Source organism: Sphingobacterium haloxyli, from assembly GCF_002980525.1.
GTDB classification, from domain to species: domain Bacteria; phylum Bacteroidota; class Bacteroidia; order Sphingobacteriales; family Sphingobacteriaceae; genus Sphingobacterium; species Sphingobacterium haloxyli.
Genome location: NZ_PVBQ01000015.1, coordinates 89636 through 110892, shown reverse-complemented (window position 1 = coordinate 110892; position 21257 = coordinate 89636). Strand labels below are relative to the sequence as shown.

12 protein-coding genes and 1 pseudogene are annotated in these 21257 nt (G+C 45.3%); 7 read left to right on the top strand and 6 right to left on the bottom strand.

Annotation, left to right across the window (positions count from 1 at the left end; translation table 11 throughout):
- Nucleotides 1-135: 135 nt before the first annotated feature.
- Nucleotides 136-1047, top strand: a pseudogene (locus C5745_RS16310) (TonB-dependent siderophore receptor); the annotation flags it as partial.
- On the opposite strand, the gene C5745_RS16305 reads toward C5745_RS16310, so the two are convergent.
- From C5745_RS16305 to C5745_RS16295, 3 genes are all read right to left on the bottom strand, one after another.
- Complete coding sequence (locus C5745_RS16305; RefSeq protein ID WP_105718074.1) at nt 1044-1859, bottom strand: hypothetical protein; 816 nt, start codon at nt 1857-1859, stop codon at nt 1044-1046. The pseudogene C5745_RS16310 and the gene C5745_RS16305 overlap by 4 nt on opposite strands.
- 104 nt (nt 1860-1963) lie before the next feature.
- Entirely contained in the window at nt 1964-2725 is a 762-nt protein-coding gene (locus C5745_RS16300; protein WP_105718073.1) for a LytR/AlgR family response regulator transcription factor, read from the bottom strand.
- Nucleotides 2726-2727: 2 nt separating this feature from the next.
- On the bottom strand, nt 2728-4428 hold the full coding sequence (locus C5745_RS16295) for a tetratricopeptide repeat-containing sensor histidine kinase (RefSeq protein WP_165793113.1): 1701 nt from the start codon (nt 4426-4428) through the stop codon (nt 2728-2730).
- Between the two features lie 269 nt (nt 4429-4697).
- On the opposite strand from C5745_RS16295, the gene C5745_RS16290 reads away from it, so the two are divergent.
- The 6 genes from C5745_RS16290 (at nt 4698) to C5745_RS16265 (ending at nt 14960) form a co-directional block, all read left to right on the top strand.
- Nucleotides 4698-6245, top strand: a complete 1548-nt coding sequence (locus tag C5745_RS16290; RefSeq protein WP_105718071.1) for a sulfatase family protein — start codon at nt 4698-4700, stop codon at nt 6243-6245.
- A gap of 123 nt (nt 6246-6368) precedes the next feature.
- Nucleotides 6369-6995: an RNA polymerase sigma factor gene (locus C5745_RS16285; protein WP_165793112.1), complete on the top strand. Its 627-nt coding sequence runs from the start codon at nt 6369-6371 to the stop codon at nt 6993-6995.
- 97 nt (nt 6996-7092) lie between these two features.
- Nucleotides 7093-8202 (top strand): FecR family protein, encoded by a 1110-nt coding sequence (locus tag C5745_RS16280; RefSeq protein ID WP_105718069.1) that lies wholly within the window; start codon nt 7093-7095, stop codon nt 8200-8202.
- A 28-nt stretch (nt 8203-8230) separates the two neighbouring features.
- Nucleotides 8231-11485: a SusC/RagA family TonB-linked outer membrane protein gene (locus C5745_RS16275; RefSeq protein WP_105718068.1), complete on the top strand. Its 3255-nt coding sequence runs from the start codon at nt 8231-8233 to the stop codon at nt 11483-11485.
- A gap of 29 nt (nt 11486-11514) precedes the next feature.
- Nucleotides 11515-13047 (top strand): SusD/RagB family nutrient-binding outer membrane lipoprotein, encoded by a 1533-nt coding sequence (locus tag C5745_RS16270; protein WP_105718067.1) that lies wholly within the window; start codon nt 11515-11517, stop codon nt 13045-13047.
- Nucleotides 13048-13067: 20 nt separating this feature from the next.
- The gene (locus C5745_RS16265) at nt 13068-14960 is read left to right on the top strand and encodes an alkaline phosphatase (protein WP_105718066.1); all 1893 of its coding nucleotides are present in this window, start codon (nt 13068-13070) and stop codon (nt 14958-14960) included.
- A 68-nt stretch (nt 14961-15028) separates the two neighbouring features.
- Here the strand turns inward: C5745_RS16265 and C5745_RS16260 are convergent, their stop codons facing one another.
- Genes C5745_RS16260 through C5745_RS16250 form a run of 3 tightly spaced genes read right to left on the bottom strand, consistent with a single transcriptional unit; the run spans nt 15029 to nt 21196 of the window.
- Nucleotides 15029-16123 (bottom strand): metallophosphoesterase, encoded by a 1095-nt coding sequence (locus C5745_RS16260; protein ID WP_105718065.1) that lies wholly within the window; start codon nt 16121-16123, stop codon nt 15029-15031.
- A gap of 1 nt (nt 16124) precedes the next feature.
- Nucleotides 16125-17882, bottom strand: a complete 1758-nt coding sequence (locus C5745_RS16255; protein WP_105718064.1) for a RagB/SusD family nutrient uptake outer membrane protein — start codon at nt 17880-17882, stop codon at nt 16125-16127.
- A gap of 5 nt (nt 17883-17887) precedes the next feature.
- Nucleotides 17888-21196: a SusC/RagA family TonB-linked outer membrane protein gene (locus tag C5745_RS16250; RefSeq protein WP_105718083.1), complete on the bottom strand. Its 3309-nt coding sequence runs from the start codon at nt 21194-21196 to the stop codon at nt 17888-17890.
- Nucleotides 21197-21257: the final 61 nt, after the last annotated feature.

Here is a 21257-nt window from a genome sequence, read left to right as displayed (position 1 = left end):
AACAGAACATGCCTTCCGGTCTTCCCAAAACCATTACAGAATCAGAAAAACAGAAAACCTTCGATAAAAATATTGGGAAACCTCCAAAAATGAAAAAGCCGCCTCAGTTATTTTTGAGACGGCCTCAATGGTGCGGAAACAAATAACCGTAGCCGCAATGGGGTTTTGGGAGCATATGTGTCCAATGTGCTAGATGTAACACCATCGCTGCATGTACACTTAGCGTTGCGTATGGATTATTTTGATAATAAGGGAACCTATGATTTTGATGCCGACACCACACGCGGGGCATACAGCCAGACGGCGTTTTCGCCTAGGGTCGGGCTCGTATATGAGTTTGTGAAAGATCGGATGTCATTCTTCGGAAATTATCAGAACGGATTTAAGAATGTAGCACCTATCGTACAACCGCTGCCAGACATTTCGGGCGACTTTAAGCCTCAACAGGCGGAACAATGGGAAGCCGGTGTTAAGCTGAATCTATTTAATAACCTTATGGTGCTGACTGCAAGCTACTATGATATTTCCGTTAGTAATATAACAAGGCCAGAATCTATTGAACGTGACGGGCAATTCTATAACATTACGGTACAGGACGGTACGAGGTTGAGCCGGGGTGTTGAATTTGATTTGACCGCCGCTCCGATGGAAGGATTGGATATCATTCTTAGCTATAGCAACAATAGCAGTAAATTGACCAAAGCTGATGCGAATGTAAATAGCCTGCGTCCAACGGAAGCCGGACCCAAGAACTTGTTCAATGTTTGGGCTAGCTACACCGCACACCGAGGCTTTTTGAACGGCGTTGGTATCGGCGCGGGAGTTAACCACGCGAGTGAGAATTTGGTCACCAATAGCGTACCCACGGGTGCGTTTACAATTCCTGCTTATACATTGGTCAATGCGAGTCTATCTTATACCTATAGGAATTATGAGCTGGCAGTGAAAGCTAATAATTTGACTGATAGAACGTATTATAAAGGATGGTCTACGGTAAATCCTATGATGTCGCGGAATATTCTCGGAAGTATTGCTTATCGATTTTAAAATCCATAAATACGCAAATTACTAATCAGGGCGACAGCATTATTTCGGTATTTTTCCGTGGATATGAAAAAGTGCTTGGGTGCGCTAGGGTCCAATACGGTGGCGTCTAGCACTTTATGTTCGTCGATATAGACTTGCATACGGTTTCCGTCAACGGACACCGATACATGCATGATTGCGTTAGCATAATTACTCAGTGGAAACTCAATCCTGCTATTATTATTGTTATTATTACTGGTTGTATTGATGGTTTCGTAATAGTATTGTAAACTGGTGTACACATTTGTTTCGTTCGACGTTCCGTAGATATACTTTCGTGTACTGTTGTTCTTGGAAAATCCAAAATCTATTGACCGCAAATCAGAGGCTTGATTTGCGCGTGTCAGCAAATCAAACTCAAGCGTGAACTTTTGAGGTAGCTGTAATAAAGTGTCTAGCTGGTACGAAGCCTGGTCAGCTAATTTTAGCCATTTTCCGTTAGCACCGCTTATTTCTACTACGGAGCCGGTACTGTTCGTTTGCCAATATTTTGCCATACGGCCAGGAATATCATCATCTAGACGATCTTCGAAGATGAGGATGTTACCCGGTAAGAACGGCTCCGATTTAGTCAGTATTTCAAATGTTCCGGAAGTGTTTGCTATCTCGCTATTTCCGGCTTTTGGTTGTTGTCCCTGATCTTTACTATTTAAGAGGTCGTCAACCGACTTTTCAATCTTATTTTCCATCTTACGCTGTACCTTCTTCAAAAGTTGTGCGTGGCTAACTAGTGTAATACCTAACATAGCGATTAAAATAGCAACCTTTTTCATACATTTTTCTTTAGGGTAGCTAATGTAGGGTTATCTAGAAAGAAAAGCGACTGCGGTGGATAGTACTTGAGGATTCGCCCGTAGGTTTTGAGGATTTATACCTCCTAGGGCCGACCTAGGTACCTGATGATTTCTGCGCGGCGGCTTTGTGCTACGGGTAAAGTTTCCTGATTTCGCATAACGAGTTGGTTGGTCTTCTTTGTGAATGATGTGATATATAGCTGGTTCACCAGGTAGCTTTGGTGAATACGTACGAAACCGAAGTCATTTAGCCTGTCATGGTAGTATTTTAATGGATACGAAATCAGGAGTATTCTGCCATCGGTTAAATGAAAGTTGCAATAGTTGTTGTCTGCGGACAGGTATAGAATCTCACCAAGAGATAAAATATGGATTGTTTTTTGGCTTTTGAGCACTAGGCGCTGTGCCACAATATCTTTCTGACCTAGGTTTTGCAATGCCTGTTCTAGTTCAATTTTTCGAAATTCATCGTTGATCGATTGCAGCACACGGTCGATTGCGGTTTGGAGGTCTGCCGGCGAAAAGGGTTTGACCACAAAATCTAACGCATTGAAGCGGAATGCTTTGGCGGCAAACGCCGAATAGGCGGTTATAAAGATGATCCGGAACGGATGGGACGTTCCGTCGGAAACACGTTGTAGCCAGTCAAAAGAATTCCCATCCGGAAGATTGATGTCCAAGATGCAAAAGTCAATTTTCGTAGAAAGAAGGTGCCGCTCAGCCTCTGCAATCTGATAGCAGGGAATCATGTTGATTTTCGGATACATATTCGAGATAATATCTTTCATCATCGCCATGGTGAAGTAATCATCTTCTAGAAGCAGACAGGTCATGTTCGGTTTCATCGTTAATGTGTTGAGATTTGTCTGAAATCAAATGTAAATTGAACGCATGTACCAGGGTAGGTTTTATCAAGATTTGCTTCTTCTATATGTAAATGTATGAATTTAGGGAACTGTTTGTTGATTTCGCTGATTCTTTTGTTAACGAGCTGCGAGCCCATGGATTTGTGTAGATTGTTGGAACGGTCTGGTAGGGTCGTCGATATGCCCTTTCCGTTATCGGATATACTGATGACCAGTTTTTGCTGTGCTAAATGGATACTGATCTCGATATTGGCGTCGGTCTGATCGGTGACACCATGATTAATCGCATTCTCGACAACGGGTTGAAGGAGCATCGGCGGAAGCTGTATGATGGAAAAATCTACTTCGGGATCGACATGCAAATTATAGTGAAAAGGTTTGTGCGAGGCCAAACGTTGTAGATAAAGATAATTTCTCAATAACTCGATCTCTTCCTCAAGAGAAATCCAATCGCTATCCGAATGTGTTAGGGTCGATCGGATGAGACGCGCGAAGTGGCTTAAATATGCCATGGAGGTTTCTTTGTCATTTTTGTAGAGGTAGTGTTGCACATGCTGCAGCGAATTGAATATAAAATGGGGATTCAACTGCGCGAGCAACAACCGATTTCTTGTCTTTGTGTGGCTTAGTTCTCGCTTTGCCTGTTCGGTTTTAAGATAAAGGTAAGTCGCTAGACCGATCAACAGGATAAGGAATACGCTTCCAATGATAACGAGGATGAGCTGTTGTCTCTTGGTCTTGTTTTCCAGCTGCAGTGACTGGATCTGCCGGGTTTTTTCTGCACTTTCATAAGTCTCTGTTATCTCGGCAATTCGCTGCGCTACTTCTTGCTGCTGTAATGAGTCCTTGAGTTGGTCGTATTTCTCGAAGTATTGCAAGGCTGCGCGGTGATCATTCTGCAATAGTAAAAGTTCCTTTAGATTTTTGAGTACCTGTTGCCGTTGTGTGCCTTGAGCGGCGGCAAGCGCCCGTAAATAGGCCTTCTTACCCTCGTCTAGCGCTCCGGACTGTGTCAGTGCATATCCCAAGTTGTTATGGGCCACGACGGAGGGAGGCTGCTGCAATTTTTCGCTAATTCGAATACTCTCCATACTATGGTTAATGGCCGCCTGCCAATCTCTCGCTTTAATAAACAGGTTGCCAAGGTTGGTATGAACAATGGCTTGTACTGGTTCTTGATTTAGGATACGGGCGGTTTGTAGTGAGGCTTGTAAATATGGAAGAGCTTCTTTATCCCTGTCGGCATCCGTAAGGGAATTGGCTAAATTGACTCTGATCTGTAGCTTCTTAACCGAAGGTGCTGTTTCGAGGCTATCGGCTTGTTTTAAGTATTGTATTGCCTTAGGAAAGTTTTTGGCATGTGCTTGTAGTACACCTATTCCCATGTATGCGTCTGCCTGGAATGATGGCGTTCTGGTCGACTTAGCCAGCTGCAATGCTTTTAGGTAAGATTGCAGCGAGCTGTCTAATTGTTGATTCATATGTCGGGCACGGGCAATACCGAGATGCGCTTTTAATTGTAAGGTATCTGGCATATTATCGATTTTAGCTCGAGACAGCACGCTGTTATAGATCGATTTACTTTCCTCAACTAGGCCTTTCCGGAGCAACAGGTCTGCACTGTCAATAGATTCCGCTATGCTCTGATGTTGTCCAACGGCGGTCTGTACATATATACACAACAGGAAACATCCTAATTTTAGGAAACATAAACGAAAGCTATGGGCGCGCATGTGCTAGAAAAAATAACTCAAAATGTATGCAGTGTTATCAACAAAAGTAATAACATTGTTGAAACTACCGAAATGTCGGGGGATATCAATCTAAAATATCATTATCTTCGTTTGGGGATAACGTTACTTTATGAGACCATATCCTAAAAAAAAGAACATGGCCGGGAGTTTTTGGGACGAGCTGTGTAAATAGGACTTAAAACTTTGCTTTTACGATTATGAACAGAAAAATAATTAGCTGCATTTTTACTGGATTATTATTGAGTGTGTCGTTAAATACCTTCGGTCAACAGTTGGATTTGGTTAAACGGAAACGACCGAATATCATATTCATTTTTTCGGATGATCATGCGTACCAGGCGATCAGCGCGTATGGAAGTACGCTGACGCAAACGCCGAATATTGATCGGTTGGCCAACGAAGGGGTGATCCTCAGAAATCAACTGGTGACAAACAGTATCTGTGGACCTAGTCGGGCGACCTTACTGACTGGAAAGTACAGTCATAAAAACGGTTTTAAGGCAAACGAAAATAGTTTTGATCTGAACCAGACGCTTTTCACGAGGGAGTTGCAACAGGCCGGTTATAATACGGCTTGGGTTGGTAAGTGGCATTTGGGAACATTGCCTACCCAAGCGTTGAATTATTTTAAGATACTACCCGGGCAAGGACATTACTATAATCCGGATTTTATCCATCACAACGGCGACACTGTGAGGCATGAAGGTTATGTAACAGATATCATCACCTCTTTCGCTAGGGACTTTATTGACCAGCAAGATGCCGATAAACCTTTCTTTTTGGTCGTAGGCCACAAAGCTACGCATCGCGAATGGATGCCTGACATCCGAGATCTAGGTGCTTTTGATAGCATAGATTTTCCTATTCCGGAGACGTTTTACGACGATTATACGGGTAGAGCAGCTGCTAAGGATCAAGACATGACCATTGACAAAACCATGGTATTACGACAGGACTTGAAGGTAGAACAGGTATTCAAAGGCCGATATACGTCTGAACAAGCAAAGGCGTTGTCGGATTACTATGGGGGAATATCGAGGGAATTTAAAGATAAGAAATTACAAGGGAAGGAATTGGTCGAGTGGAAGTATCAACGCTATCTAAAAGATTATCTTTCTACCGCACGATCGTTAGACCGAAATATAGGTGAATTATTAGATTATTTGGATGAAAGTGGTTTAGCCGATAACACTGTAGTTATATATGCTTCGGATCAGGGGTTTTATTTAGGGGAGCATGGATGGTTTGACAAACGCTTTATTTACGAAGAATCGTTGAAAACGCCTTTTGTCCTCCGATATCCCGGAGTTGTAAAACCAGGATCAGAACTTCAAGATCTTGTGCTGAATATTGATTGGGCACCAACTATGTTAGATTTGGCCGGTGCAGGCATTCCCGATGACGTCCAAGGTAACTCATTTTTACCTTTGCTGATCAACAGTCGAGATAGTATACAATGGCGAGATGCTGGATATTATCACTATTACGAGTTCCCACAACCTCATCGTGTTCATCCTCATTTCGGTATTCGTACAGACCGATATAAATTGGTTAGATTTTATGGTGAATTGAACAATTGGGAGCTTTTCGATTTACAGCAGGATCCAAACGAATTATCGAATATTATTGATGATCCGGATTACAGTTCCGTACTGGACGCCTTGAAGGACAGGTTGGGGAGGTTGATCCTAAAATATGAAGACAGCGAAGCCGAACAGATTCTTCGTGCTGCTGGTGAAATTTAACAACACAAATCTATTCCATAAACCTTATACCGATTTAACAATAATATAATATGAATAAGCTATCAGTCGAAATCTGAAAAGAATATTTTTGCCATGCTCGAAAATCTTGCTAAAAGATCCCGGATGGAGACAAAAGAGATGGAATGTTATTTACAGATAGATGAAACGGAAGCTATTATCCAGCTAAACCATGGCAGTGAATCTTCTTTCACTTCGATATACCATAGCCACCACCAAAAAATATATGCTAACATTCTTAAAATTGTACACTCGCCCGAGCACGCACAAGAAATTTTGCAGGATGTTTTTCTGAGTTTGTGGCAAAATAGATATAAAATCGATAGAAATAGGCCGCTGGAGAACTGGTTGTTCGTCGTTAGTTTCAATAAGTCTATGGACTTTCTCAAAAGAAAGCTGAGGGAGCACATTGATTTTGTTGAAGACTATGATAAACTCTACGTGAATATCGAAGATGTACAGGAGCAAGACGACATCATAACGGAACAGTTACGCATACTGGAAGAGGCTATCGATCAATTATCTCCTCGTAAGAAGGAGGTTTTTCGACTGTGCCGCTATGAAGGGTATTCAAAAGAACGCGTAGCGGAGATGTTGGATTTATCGGTCAATTCTGTATCTGAGTATCTTAAACAAGCAAACAAAAGTATTAAGCAATATGTGGCCGGGAGTAATCCGTATGCCTACGAAAATGGGGTCTTACTGCTTCTGTCCGCCTGCATCTATATGTAATAAACGGCAGCGCCGGTTGCCTTTGTTTTTACGTTTTAGTAATAATTTCTTAACTAGCTAGACCATTGCCTCCTGATGCGACCCATCGTATTTATATATGATGGGAAACAAAACGCGAAAGAGTATCCAGGCTTTCTGGAAGGGTCGGCTAACGAAGGCCGAAGCAAAAGAGCTGCTCGATAAATTAGACAACCAACAGCCAGCCTTACAGCGGCAACTAAAAAGAGAACTTGTCGACGCCAGCGAAAACCCGGAGTTGCTCAGCGCGAAGCAGTCAGCCGAACTATTGCAAGCAATCCGTAACAAAGCCGGCATGCAAACGCCGGTAAAAAGGATGTACCCGTATAAATGGGTGAGCGCCGCCGCGGTGGTTGTGCTCATCGGTATCTTTGGGATCTTTTATAAGCAAAAGAACACCGAGATCGTACCCGAAACCGTATACGCGGAAGCTGCTCCGCCGGAAACCTATGTTGTTAACACACAGCAAGATTCATTAACCTACCTATTGAGCGACGGGTCTGCCGTATTACTCTCGCCACATAGTACGATCTGTTACGATAAAAGTTATGGTATCCGTAACCGCAGTATACAACTGAGGGGCGAAGGAAAATTTGTGGTGGTGCGCGACAGTACGTTACCTTTTGAGGTAATGGCCAATGGATTTACAACGACGGCACTCGGTACAGAATTTATTGTTGACGGCAGAAACCTCGATAAGACGACAGTACACTTGCTTTCGGGAAAGGTAGTAATTCGCTCCTCGAAGGAAGCTCGGATGTCTATACAGGACACTTATCTAGCGGTTGGAGAAATGTTGTATATCGATGAGGCGAGTAATACCGTATTAACGAATCCCGTAGCGGCGCCTAAACCAACTATGCAACCGGCTAACGCAGACCAGCGTATAGCCAGCAGTGATCAACGACAAAATCTCCGATTTGATCGACAGGATCTGGCAGAAGTGCTCCGCCAGATCGCGATAAAATTTGATAAAGCTATCCGAATAGATCCAGCGGTGCCAAGGAACTTAACGTTTACGGGCGAGTTTTCGGCGGATGACGACTTGGAAACCATATTGTCTACTATATGCTTGGTTAATGACCTACAACGGGGTAGTGGGGATGAGGACGAAGTGCTTATCCTTTTAAAGGATACAACTGTACATCATCAGACACCCGACACAACTAGCAATAAAGTAATTGAATAATAAATAATTCCAAACAATATCAATACACATGAAAAAAAACAGCGTTTTTCTTTATTTATCTTGGCTATGCTTAGCTTATCTGTTCTTTGGGGTGGATGAGCTGCAGGCCCAGCAAATCGGGCAAGTAAAAGGGCGTGTGCTCGATGAGGGAGGGAATCCCTTGAACGGAGTTTCCGTGTCAACGAAAGGATATGGAAATACGAAGACCACTGCATCGGATCATAACGGCGTCTTCCTATTGAACAATCTGCAAGTGGGGCAACGCTACACGATCGTTTTTTCGCTTGTCGGTTATCAAAGCCATGAAGAACTGGATTTTTTGGTCAGCGCAGACGACAAGAATTCTTTACTGGTCCGGCTGGCAGAGCAGTCGTCGGAGCTAGAGGAAGTGGTCGTCACGGCGTTAGGTATTACCCGCGCATCGAAATCTGTCGGATTTTCTGTACAGCAGGTAGACGGCGATATGATACAGGAGGCGCATGAGACTAACCTTGTGAATACGTTGAGTGGCCGCGTGGCCGGAGTGCAGATTACTAACTCTTCCGGCGGTATTGGCGCCTCGTCAAATATCCAGATTAGAGGGCAGAACTTTGTTAGTGGCTACAACTATAACAATTCGCCGCTATTTGTCGTCGATGGTATTCCCATAAGTAATAACAACGAACAATCTACGCGTGCCTTCACCGGGCGACAAGACTTCAATAATCCCAACTTTACAGGAGGGGAAGGTGAGGTAGACTATGGAAATGCCGCTGGAGAAATCGATCCGAATGACATCGAAAGCATTTCGGTGCTCAAAGGACCAAATGCAGCGGCATTGTATGGTTCACGTGCTTCGAACGGGGTGGTGTTGATCACGACGAAATCGGGGAGGGGTGCCAAAGGAATGGGAATTAATTTTAACTCACATGTGGATTTCGGAACGCCCTTGAAACTTCCAGATTATCAGTACGAATATGGCCAGGGACGTTATGGTGTTTACGAGTATGTAGATGGCATGGGAACGGAAGCCAATAAGTACGACAACGTAATGGAGAACTGGGGGCCTGCTCTAAATGGACAATTAATAAAGCAATGGGATTCGCCTATCGACCCGGAGACCGGGGAACGCATCGCAACGCCATTTGTAGCACAGCCGAATCAGTTGAGAGATTTTTTACAAACTGCTAAAACGTTTACAAACAGTTTGTCAATATCGAATAGTAACGATAAGCTCAACTATCGCTTTTCGTATACAAACTTGTCACAGTCAGGAATGGTCCCCAATACGGACCTGAGCCGAAATTCACTGGGTGTGAACGCAGGGTATCAGATCCTTCCTAATTTAAGGTTAGATGTAGCGATGAACTGGGTAAACAGTGGAAGCGATAACCGAGCTAGTTATGGTGCTAAGAACGACGAATCTGTTATGCGGATGTTTTTATACATGCCCCGCAACCTAGATATTAGATCGTTGCGAGATTACTGGCGGCCCGAAAGCGGCAAGACGGAACAGCATTCTCCCATTTTTAACATGAACGGCACCATTTGGAATAATCCTTATTTTGTCGCTCACGAAAATCTTAACGGGAATAACAGAGATCGTGTATACGGCAATGTAAAAGCTACGTACGACATTCGTCCTGACCTGAAGCTGATGCTGCGGTCGGGTCGGGATTTCTATAACGATAAACGTACGATGCGACATGCCACCTCATCCAGTCAATATAAAAACGGATACTATCAGGAGGATGATGTTTATTTTATCGAGACCAACCACGACATGCTCCTGAGCTATAGTCCAAACTTAAACTCGGATTTCTCTTTCGATGCTTCGTTAGGGGGCAACTTGATGACCCAGGTTTCGAAACGTCTGGGCGCTATCGCCCCTCGTTTGGCAATTCCGAACGTCTACAACCTGACGAATAACGGAGAACCGTTGTTGGCTGGAAACACCTATCAGGAGAAACAGATCAATTCGATCTATGGAACTACCCAAATAGGGTACAAGGATGTGGTTTACCTGGATTTAACAGGACGCAACGATTGGTCGAGTGCTTTGCCAAAGGCCAATAATTCGTATTTCTACCCGTCGGCATCATTGAGTGTCATCGCTTCTGACCTGTTGGGCTGGACTGGCGAGAAAATCAATATGCTGAAATTGAGGGGGGCCGCCTCTTCGGTGAGAAGGGATTTAGAGCCATACCGGACATCGCCGAATTTCTTGGTGACCCAAGGCTGGGGAGGAGAGACGGTAGCTATTCATAATAACAACTATCCTAATGAGAACATTCGGCCCGAGAAAGTGGTTTCCTACGAATTTGGATTTGATTCGAGATTATTTAGCAATCGTCTAGGACTAGATCTGACCTACTACAAAAGTAGGACAACGGACCTGATTATTCCTGTAACACTTAACCCGTCTGCTGGTTACGATACTAAACTTATGAACGTGGGCGAGATGACGAACCATGGACTAGAACTTATGTTGAGCGGTACGCCTGTACGGACCACCAATTTTTCTTGGGATATTTTTATAAACTATTCCTTCAATAGAAATAAGGTGGTTTCTCTTGCGGAAGACCGCGGTATTTCCCGCATCCGCCAGTTGGAACGCTGGGCTTCCTTGGAACTCCGGACTGAAAACACGAAAGGCGATGGCTCTTCGGGCTCGCTTTACGGAGATTATCTGATTTACAATGACAGTGGTCAGTTAACGCATCGTAATGGTCTCCCCCAAGAAGAAAATGGCGACTGGGGGTATCTAGGTAATGTTAACCCGAAATGGATTGGCAGCATCGCCAATGATTTTAAGTATAAAAATTGGAATCTCAGCTTCTTGTTTGCAGGCCAAAAAGGGGGGGTGGTGCATTCCAGGACTTACATTGAAGGTATACGAGCAGGCAGTCTTCCGGAGTCGCTTCCGTTCCGGGATGAAAATGGTGCCGGAACGATTATCGGTGAAGGGATAGATATCGACACGGGACAGCCCAACGCTGTTGGTATTCCAGTGCGGGATTATTGGAGAGAGTATTATAACAACGACCGGATAGCTACCTTCGACGCATCTTATCTAAAGTTAAGAGAACTGAAAATAAGCTACAGATTACCCCAAAGTATGTTACAGCGAACAGCGATAAAAGGGGCTTCTGTATCATTTATCGGAAGAAACTTAATGCTTTGGTCTGATGTACCGCATATCGACCCGGAAGTCTCGGCTTACGACGGTCAGTTTGTGGGTGTGGAGGCGATGTCATTGCCGTCGATGCGAAATTTTGGAATGTCGGTGAACGTGAGTTTTTAATTGCGTGTGGTAAAAAATAATTTATTGTAATGAAAAAATATTTAACTTGTTTAGCCGTTGCTGTGGTAACTTTTCAATCATGCAACGATTTCGAAGAAATTAACATTGATCCCAATAATCCAGCTGTCGTGCCGGTGGAAATGTTGCTTCCGCCTGTCATCAGCGGTGGAGCGAATACCATGGTGGGAAGTGGCCGTAGAGCAGGACAGTATGTACAGCACCTGGCGTATCCAGGTGGCACAAGCGAAAGTGACGGTCGTTTTAACCTCACGGGAGCAAACTGGCGAGAAGAATGGAACGGCGCTGTACGATTAATCAAGGACGTTAATCAGATGAAACTGCTGGCGGAGCAGAACAACCAACCGGAATATATGGCCTTGGGACACATTAATAAAGTGTATATTCTTTCGCTGGTAACAGACGCATTTGGCGATATCCCTTATGATGAGGCAGGAATGGGAAACGTCGACGGGTTGGAATTTCCAAAGTTTCAGGCGCAAGAAGAGGTTTATCAACGGATGCTGGAAGATTTGGAAGCTGCGAATACGTTGTTAGCTGAACTTCCCGCAGGAGTTTCCGTTAGCCGGGATATCCTGTACAACGGCGACCTGCAGAAGTGGCGCAAATTTGCAAACGCGTTAAAGATACGGATCCTGATGAGACAGTCTGCAAAGAAGGACGTTTCACAGCAGGTTGCCCAAATATTCAATAACCCGGATCGTTATCCGGTATTCTCCGACGTCGAGGACGGCGCTACGTTGGTGTATAATAATTCCAGTGATTATTATCCGTGGTTTATTCAAAACCCGTCATCAGACGGCAGTGGCGTTGACTTTTCGGATAATGCCCGGGTAAGTGACGTGATGATCGGATTATTGAAAAAAGGTGGTGATCCACGCCTCTTCATTTATGCTGCCCCGACCAGAAATTCGTTTTTGGATAATGCTGGCGATGCTGACAAAGAACTGCAATACCGCGGACAGACTGCGGGTTTGAGCTCGGCAGAACAAGAAGAACTGTATAAAAGTACTGGACTAAAGGAGGGCGACTTTTCTGTGGTGGGTCGTCGCATCCGACGGGACAACCGGGCTTTTCTAATGACATACAGCGAACTGTTGCTATTAAAAGCGGAAGCAATCCAAAGAAATATGGGCGTTGCGGGACAGGCAGCGGAAATTTATCGAGAAGCTGTTAATGCCTCCTTCGGCAAATGGGAGCAAGTAGGAAGTCAAACGCAAACCCAAAATCCCTATATTAGCGAGGGCCAGCGCGATGCCTACTGGGCAAACAGTGTAAATCAATATCAACCCGAAAAGGGGCTGACTATGATTGCGGAACAGTATTTTATTGATAGCTTCCTGAATGGTTTTGAGGGTTGGGCGTCGTGGCGTCGTACCGGTGTTCCTGAAATAAAACCGGGGCCTTCTGTTTTGGCAGCGATACCGGTCCGGTATGTGTACTCCGACAACGAACAGAATAACCCAAGTTTAATCGAATGGGTAGAACAACACATGGATGGAAAAATGCCGACTCACAATGTCAAGGTGTGGTTTCAGCCGTAGTCAAAACAAAATTTAAATAGATGAAAAAGACATTTCTTTCGGCAATTGTCGGCACTGCGATTTGGTTGACGGTGCCTGCACTTGCGCAGGTGAGGCCCACAGGGTACCTGCAGAATTTGCACTCCCATAATGATTATACCAGGAATCATCCTTTCGCACAGGCATATGGCCTGGGCTTTGGGTCGATTGAAGTCGATCTCTTTTTAAAAGACGGTGAGCTTTTTGTGGCACATGAATACGAGGAAATTGCTGCGGACCGTACCTTCGACAAGTTGTATTTGCAGCCTATCTTAAAGGCATTTGCGGGTAGTGAAGATGGCTACCTTTACCCAGAAAAGGGACAGTTGCAACTCTTGATCGATCCTAAAACGGACGGCCAAGCGGTGTTGAAAGTGCTGAGCGAGAAAATCAAGCCCTACAGAGATCTGTTTGATAGCAAGCATAACCCCAAGGCCGTAAAAATAGTTGTCAGCGGAAACCGACCAGCGCCGGAAAATTTTCATCTGTATGATGAAATTTTCTTTTTCGATGGCGAGTTGGACAAAGCGTATACGGCTGCACAGCTGGAAAGGATAGGACTCTTTAGCGCACCATTTCCGCTATTCTCTGAATGGAATGGGCTGGGCCGGCTGACTCATCCTGATTACCGTAAGGTAAAGACGACGGTGGATTCGGTGCATCGCCTTGGAAAAAAAATCAGATTCTGGGCAGCACCTGACACGAAGACAACTTGGTATGAATGGATAAAAATGGGTATTGATTACATTAATACGGATCAACCGATGGCGGCGGCGGCGTTTATGCAGGCGTACCCCAAAAATAGCTATATGAACGATGATTTCTACGAGCCTTACTTGCTCCGCCGGGAAGAAAACACGTTCCCTGAACGACCAAAGAACGTTATCCTGTTAATCAGTGATGGGGCAGGCATGTCGCAGGTTTGGGCGGCTGCGATGGCTAACAAGGGGCAATTGAATGTCTTGAATATGCCATATACAGGTTACCTGTTCACTGGCTCTACGGATAACTACCATACGGATTCTGCTGCGGGAGGAAGTGCTTTGGCAACCGGGGTAAAAACAAAAAATCGATTTATCGGCGTGGATACCTTAGGAAAGGCTGTATCAAACATCCCCGATCGTCTATATGAAAAGCATATTGTGAGCGGTATCATTTCAAACGACCGTGTTACGGGCGCTACGCCCTCCGCGTTCTACGCACACGTGGACGAACGAAACATGTCCGATAGCATAGCACACAATTTGTTGGATAGCAAATTATCGCTTATCGTCGGCGGATTCCATCCGGTGTTTACTAAAGCAGATAGTGCGCTATGGAAGGGGCTTGAAGAAAAAGGGTTCGAAGTTCGCCACGGTGTGGCCGGGATGGATAGCGTAGATAGTGAGCGTTTATTAGCGTTTGCAGCAGACAGTGCTAATCGGGAATGGAATAAACTGGATGCGGATCAGAACAGTTTACGGACTGGTTATAGAATGATCGAAGACGCATTCTCTCCGAGCATAGACTACCTTAGGAATCGTGGTAACAATGGCTTTTTCCTGATGGTAGAAGGTGCGAAAATAGATGGTGGCGGGCATAGCAATTCTATGCCGTTTACGGTATCCGAATATTTGAGCTTCGACCGTTTGGTGGGACAGGCGCTCCAATATGCCGACGAGGACGGAGAGACTTTGGTTATCGTCACATCGGATCATGAAACCGGAGGATTGGTGCTCCTAGATGCGGATAAAGATAAAGGACACGTATTGGGCGATTTCGCTACTACGGATCATACCGGTATTCCGGTGCCGTTGATGGCTTACGGGCCCGGAGCAGAGCTTTTTCAAGGCTTTCTGGATAATGCCGACATCGCAAAAAGGATATATCAAGTGCTCAACCTTCCCGCTGAATAGGAGATTTAATAGTATATCAAAAAAGCAGGCCTTGTTAGCCTGCTTTTTTTATCTTCGCGAATTTTAAACTAATCGAACGATAATGTATATTCATTCCTTTCGTCGTTTTTCCACGCTAGTGATTGCGTTTTTGGAGATGCGCCGAATAGCGGCGAAAACGTTTTAACTTTAACGGTCTTGTTGTCGGGGAAGAATTCGAGAATACGGATCCAACCATCCCCTCCATTACCATTGCGATGTCCGCCGCCTTCAGACTGTGTATCGAATAGCATCTGATGGACTGCTTTGCCTTGTTTATTCCGGTCCATGCGATAGCCTTCGCCAGAGATGTGCCCAGAGATGACCATCTCGATGTTACTGGAAGGATTAACCAGTTTTTCCCATATTTGTTCGCCGTGATTAGCATCTGGAAGTGGGATCATCGGCGACTTTTGGACAACCCGATCAATGGCATAGGGCTCGTAAGTAAACCATTTCGGATGTTTGCTTGTTCGTTGATCCTTGTTGTTGAGGTACGCGTGTGTCAGCAGTATGATCCGGTGGTTTTTGTATTGCGGAAGGCTGGCCACGCGGTGTGCCCAGGTTACGATCGTGTCCCGTGGCGCAAATTCGATGTTTAAGAATAGATAATCCTGCCCATGAAGCTGTTTAATCTCGAATGCACTGTTCTCCAGTGTGGGTTCACCATGTTCGTTAGTCGCATTCTGTACAATCGCTTTTCGGTTAAGCCAGTTTTTTTCGATAGTGATGTATTCGTTATATCGGCTGTGGCGGATACCCTGTTTATCGACATTATAATCGTGGTTGCCGGTGGCCAGTATGTAAGGTACCTTGTTGTCAAGCCGTCCGAATGAACGGGATACCATTTCCCATTGTTGTCTGCCGGTTTGGTTCCCGTCATGGCCTTGGTTGATGAGGTCATTTTGTTCGACGAGGTCGCCCACACAAAGTACCATCTGTATGTTCAAGCTGTCAATATTTTCGGCAATCCACGCGGTCATTAAATCTAGGATAGGTTGATTACGTTCCCATTTTGAGTAGTTCTGTATATCGGGAAGCACAATCATGGACCACGATTTCGGATTCTCTAGGATGGGGCGCTGCGCTACCGCCACTTGAGTGACGTAGAGCAGGGCAATCATAAGGAATGTTGTTTTTTTCATATTAGTAACCTGGATTTTGTATTAATTGCTTATTGGCGTCCATTTCGGTCGCAGGAATCGGCCAATACTCATCTTTATTTTCTTTGTAGATAACGGTCTGTGTGGTGAAGTGTTTTGTGGCTTCGTTGTGATTATACACTGGATTATGGTTCTCGTCGATGTATTGTAGCGTGTTTGTAGACCACTCGTTTCCTGCCCGGTTCAGGTATAGATAACCATTCATAACGTCGTTTGCAATTCCCCATCGACGTAGATCATACCATCGTAAACCATCATTCGCAAGCTCGATCTTGCGTTCGTAGCGAAGCGCCGAACGTAGTTGTTGCTGAGTAAGCCCCTCGGTAAGCGGTGGCATATATGCGCGTTGGCGGATCTTGTTGATAGCGTTGTAAACAGAGCCATCAAGCTCGTTGGCTTCGATCTTTGCTTCGGCGTAAATCAAGAACAGTTCTGCTAACCGGAAGATGCCTACGTTCAGTTCGGACTCGCCGCTTACGGATGTGCTATTAAAATCATTTAGATCGAGATGTTTGCGCCACAGATAACCGCTAAAGGAGCGATAAGCATTGGTGGCATCCGTATTTGTTACTGAACTTGGTTCTGACGAACTTCCGTTGTTTACTGGCCAATAATTAAGCACAGTGCGATGCTCCGTTTGTGGTTGAAATTGATATCCCATAAATCGTGATGCTGGACGTACGCAATAGAGATCGAGGCGGGCGTCTCTGTTTTCGAACGGATGCTGAGCATCGTATAACGGTGATTCGTCGATTGGAAGTCCGTCAAGAGCCTGAAAAGAATCGATAAAATTTTGGGTTGGCCCCCAGTAACAAACACCCTTTCCCAACCGCGACGCGCCATAATACTGGCGATTGTGCGTATTACCGGCAGCAATACTATATTCGGCGACCCATATCCACTCGGTACTATTTGCGTATCCTTCGTGTCCGAAAATATTACTGACATCTGGTTCCCCGGCTCGATGATCTTTTCCCGCAACATCGATCGTTGCGTTGAACGGTGTAAGGTCATGGGTGCCCTCGGCATATTCCAGCCCCTTTTTTGCGGCTTCGGCAGCTTCTGCATAGCGTTTTGCATATAATGCCACACGCGCTTTAAGCATATAGGCGGCGATACGGCTAGCTCGAACATGACCGTATGCCGATTGGTTGACAGGCAGATGCTCGGCGATTTCGCTCATCTCGTCGATAATAAACTGCTGTATTTCTGCTTTGGGCGTACGCGGAACATCGGCATTATCCAGCCCTACCGCATGCCGGAGAAGAGGAACGTTGCCGTACAGTTCAATGAGTTGCGAGTAACAGTATGCCCGTACAAAACGTAACTCGGCTGCTAGCTGTAGGTAGCTGCCTTCGTCCATGGATGTTTCCAGATTGGAAAGGTTATCCAGCACGAGGTGTACCCGGGCGATGGTGCGGTAGTGATACTGCCAGGGCTTGGTGGCCAGCGCATTGTCCGTGGTCACGGAACTGGTGATCGGAGAGGTATAGTTGTTTCCGGGGCGCGCATAACCGACATCGGTGATATTGTCCATAACGTGCCATATCGGCGTGTTGGCAGCATCCAACGTAGAAATAGATTGATAGGCTCCGTTCAAGCCTAAAATAGCTTCTTGTTCGTTGGCCGGAAAATTACCGGTAGAAGGCCCCTCCATCGGTAATCTATCTAAATCACATGAGGTGAATAAAAGTCCATATAAAAGACTGCTTATCGTGAAATGTTTTATTGTTTTGATCATTGTTCTTAGAATTTAATGTCTACACCAAACGTATATACCTTAACTTGCGGGTAATAAGCTCCTCCGCCGAGAGAAACGCCTGCAGCCTGTCCTGCGTCGTAATTAATTTCTGGATCGTAACCCTCATAGAAGTTGCTGCTAGTAAAGAGGTTTTGTCCGTTGGCGTATAGATAGATGCCTCCAAGTTTGCTATTGGCAAAGAATTGCTTAGGCAACTCGTACCCCAGATGTACGTTCTTCAAACGAAGATACGCGCTGCTGCGCATCCAGAAAGTAGAGTTTTGGGTATTATTGCTTGAAGTAATGGACAGCCTTGGTAAGGAAGCATCGCGATTCTCTTCGGTCCAGTAATCCAGTTGCCATTCTTTTACCGCGCTGGAATTCACTGCAGGGATAACATAGTGGGAATTAAGATAACCATCGGCTTTTGCAACACCTTGAAAAAACGCGCTGAAACGGAGACCTTTCCATCCGAAATCGAGATTAGCCCCATAGGTATAGCGAGGTATCGTGCTACCGATAATGACCTTGTCGTCATCGGTAATACGACCATCAGGTATTGGGTTTCCAGCATCATCGAAAGCGCCCGCGATGTCGCGGTATCGGATGTCGCCAACTTTAAGCTCCCCGATCTGGGTAGGTCCGTTATCTATCTCTTCTTGTGACTGGTAAAGGCCGTCGGCTTGATAACCAAAAATAGAATTAATAGCATAACCTTCCTGCTGCCGCAAGAGTGTTCCGGACGTCTGTCCACGCATATCTACAATTTTATTGCGCACATCCGATAGGTTAAAGCCTATGCCGAAAGTAAAATCTTTCCAAGAATCGTTATAGCGGGCTGAAACCTCCCAGCCCTTGTTCGAAACTTTAGCTGCATTCTGAAAAGGGGCGCCCAAGCCCGTGAGCTGTGAGGTATTCAGTTTCAAAAGAATGCCTTCCGTCATTTTATCATACCAGTCAAAAGTCAAGTTTAACTTATTAAAAAATAATGCGTCCAGCCCGAAGCCGCTCATCGTCGTTGTTTCCCAACGTAAATTAGGGTTAGCCATCGTGGACAGTGTAACCATCTGATGGATGTTTCCGCCCATGGCGGTACTACCCAAGTTAAGTGTTTCGATAAATGGATAATAAGAACTCCCAATATTTTGATTGCCCAGTTTACCCCAGGATCCGCGTAGTTTCAGTTCGTTGATATAAGGTTTTACGGGTTGCATAAAGTTTTCCTCTGAAATACGCCATCCCGCTGAAAAGGAAGGAAAAACGGCCCATCGGTTGTCTGCCATGAATCGCGACGTGCCATCGTATCTGAAATTGGCTTCGAGAAGATAGCGATTGCTGAAATCGTAGTTCAGACGACCAAACGTTGAAACCAGCAGCCACTGCTCTTGAGAACCATCATTGTTTTTTGTTTCGTCGTCCGCCCCGGCACGCAGTACCTCGTAAGTATCGTAGGTAAAATTACGACGATAGCCCATCAGGTATTTCTCGTCGTACGTTTCCCGCGAGGCGCCCAAAAGCAGTTTCAGGTTGTGATCGCCCCATTTTTTTTGTGCATTCGCCGTAAATTGATACGTGCCGTATAAGTAGCGATAGCCGGTCTCGGTAAGGTCAGTGAAGGTATTCGCTGCACCGGCCTCTGAACCATCTTCGTTATAGGTCATCACACTCCGTGTAAAAGTATGCGTATTGCGGGTAAGATATCGAGGCGCCACCATACCCGAAAGTGATAACCAGTCGGTAGGTTTATAGGTGAGGTTTAGATTACCCAGAAGTTCGAGGTTATGAAGTTTCCGGTTACCTCCTTCCTCTATAAAGGCAATGGGGTGGCGATTGACCCAGGCTTCAGACCATAAGCCGTTATATTGTATGGGAATGTTGGTAGGCATCCTTCCAAGATAATTCCAGACGACATTTTCTTCTGCAATTTGTAAACGGTCTTTGTTGGTCATGGATAAGTCTAGTCGTATATTCCAGTTTTCATTAGGGGTGATATCCATATTGTTGCGTAGGGTGTACCGCTCAAAGTCCGTGTTTTTTATGATCCCGTCTTGTTTGACGTAACTGATAGAAGGGGATACTTTTACGATACCGGTATTTGCCATCAGGGAAACATAGTGGTTATGGGTGAAGCCGCTTCCTTGGAGGATTGCTTTTTGCCAATCGTAATTGGATGGATCTTTTGCGTACGCAGCGTTGAATCGCTCGATATCTTCTTCACTATATATGGCAGCACCACCATCGTTGATATTGGCTTGATTGAATACTTCCATATAGGTTAGCCCGTCGGTAACCGTTGGAACGTCGGTAGGTTCCTGCCATCCGGCGTAATTTCGGTAATCAATTGCTAGACGCTCTTTGGCACGTTTGGTAGTAATGAGGATAACGCCGTTCGCTGCTCGCGAACCATAGATGGCTGCGGAGGCCGCATCTTTCAATACGGAAATAGATTCGATGTGATTGACGTCTACATTATCTATCGAACCCGCTACACCATCAATGATGACCAGAGGGGCATTATCTGATCCGCCGAAGGAATTGATACCGCGTATATTGATATTGGCGCCATCACCACCGGGAGCCCCGGTTTGTGCGGTCACGGTCACGCCAGGAGCGAGTCCCTGCAAAGCAGTAGACGCGGATACGGTCGGTCTTCTTTCCAGCTGTTCGCTTCCCACCGTTGATATGGCTCCGGTTAGGTTATTGCGGCGTTGCGTGCCATAGGCTACAACGACGACTTCTTCCACCGCCGATTGCTTCTGGATCATTTCGATAGTAAACTGACTTTCCTCGCGTAAGGTGTACTGCCGTTGCTGGTAACTGATATGACTAAACTCTAAAATGGTGCCGCGTGTTGAGGAGATTTGAAAACGCCCATTTTCGTCTGATAAAGCTACTTCATTTTTATCTTTTACCCTAATGTTTACGCCGGCGATGGGTTGGTTATCTTCGTTGACGATAAGGCCTGTATATTGTCTTTGTCGGACTGCACCGGCTTTTTGATCAACGGACGGCGACCGAGTTGACGAGCGCGTCACGATAATATTTTTGTCTTTAATCGTGTACGTAAGCTGCTGCGGATACAATATGTCTTCGAGAAAGTCGGATAATTTCTTGTTGTCGGCTACAGCAGTAATCGGTCCGGTGGTCTCCATAATATCGGCACTGCATATGACGTTATAATCGGTTTGCCGTTTGATCTCGCGGAACAATTGCTCGATGTTAGCATTACGCTGATTCACGGTGATGGCCTGAGCTAAGACCTCGCCATGCGCCTGCAATACGCAGGCGATTAAGAATGTTAAAATCATTTTCATGATTAAAAGTGTATTCAAACGGCTTTTGCAGGCCATCTGTGACATGAATTTCTTTTTTTTC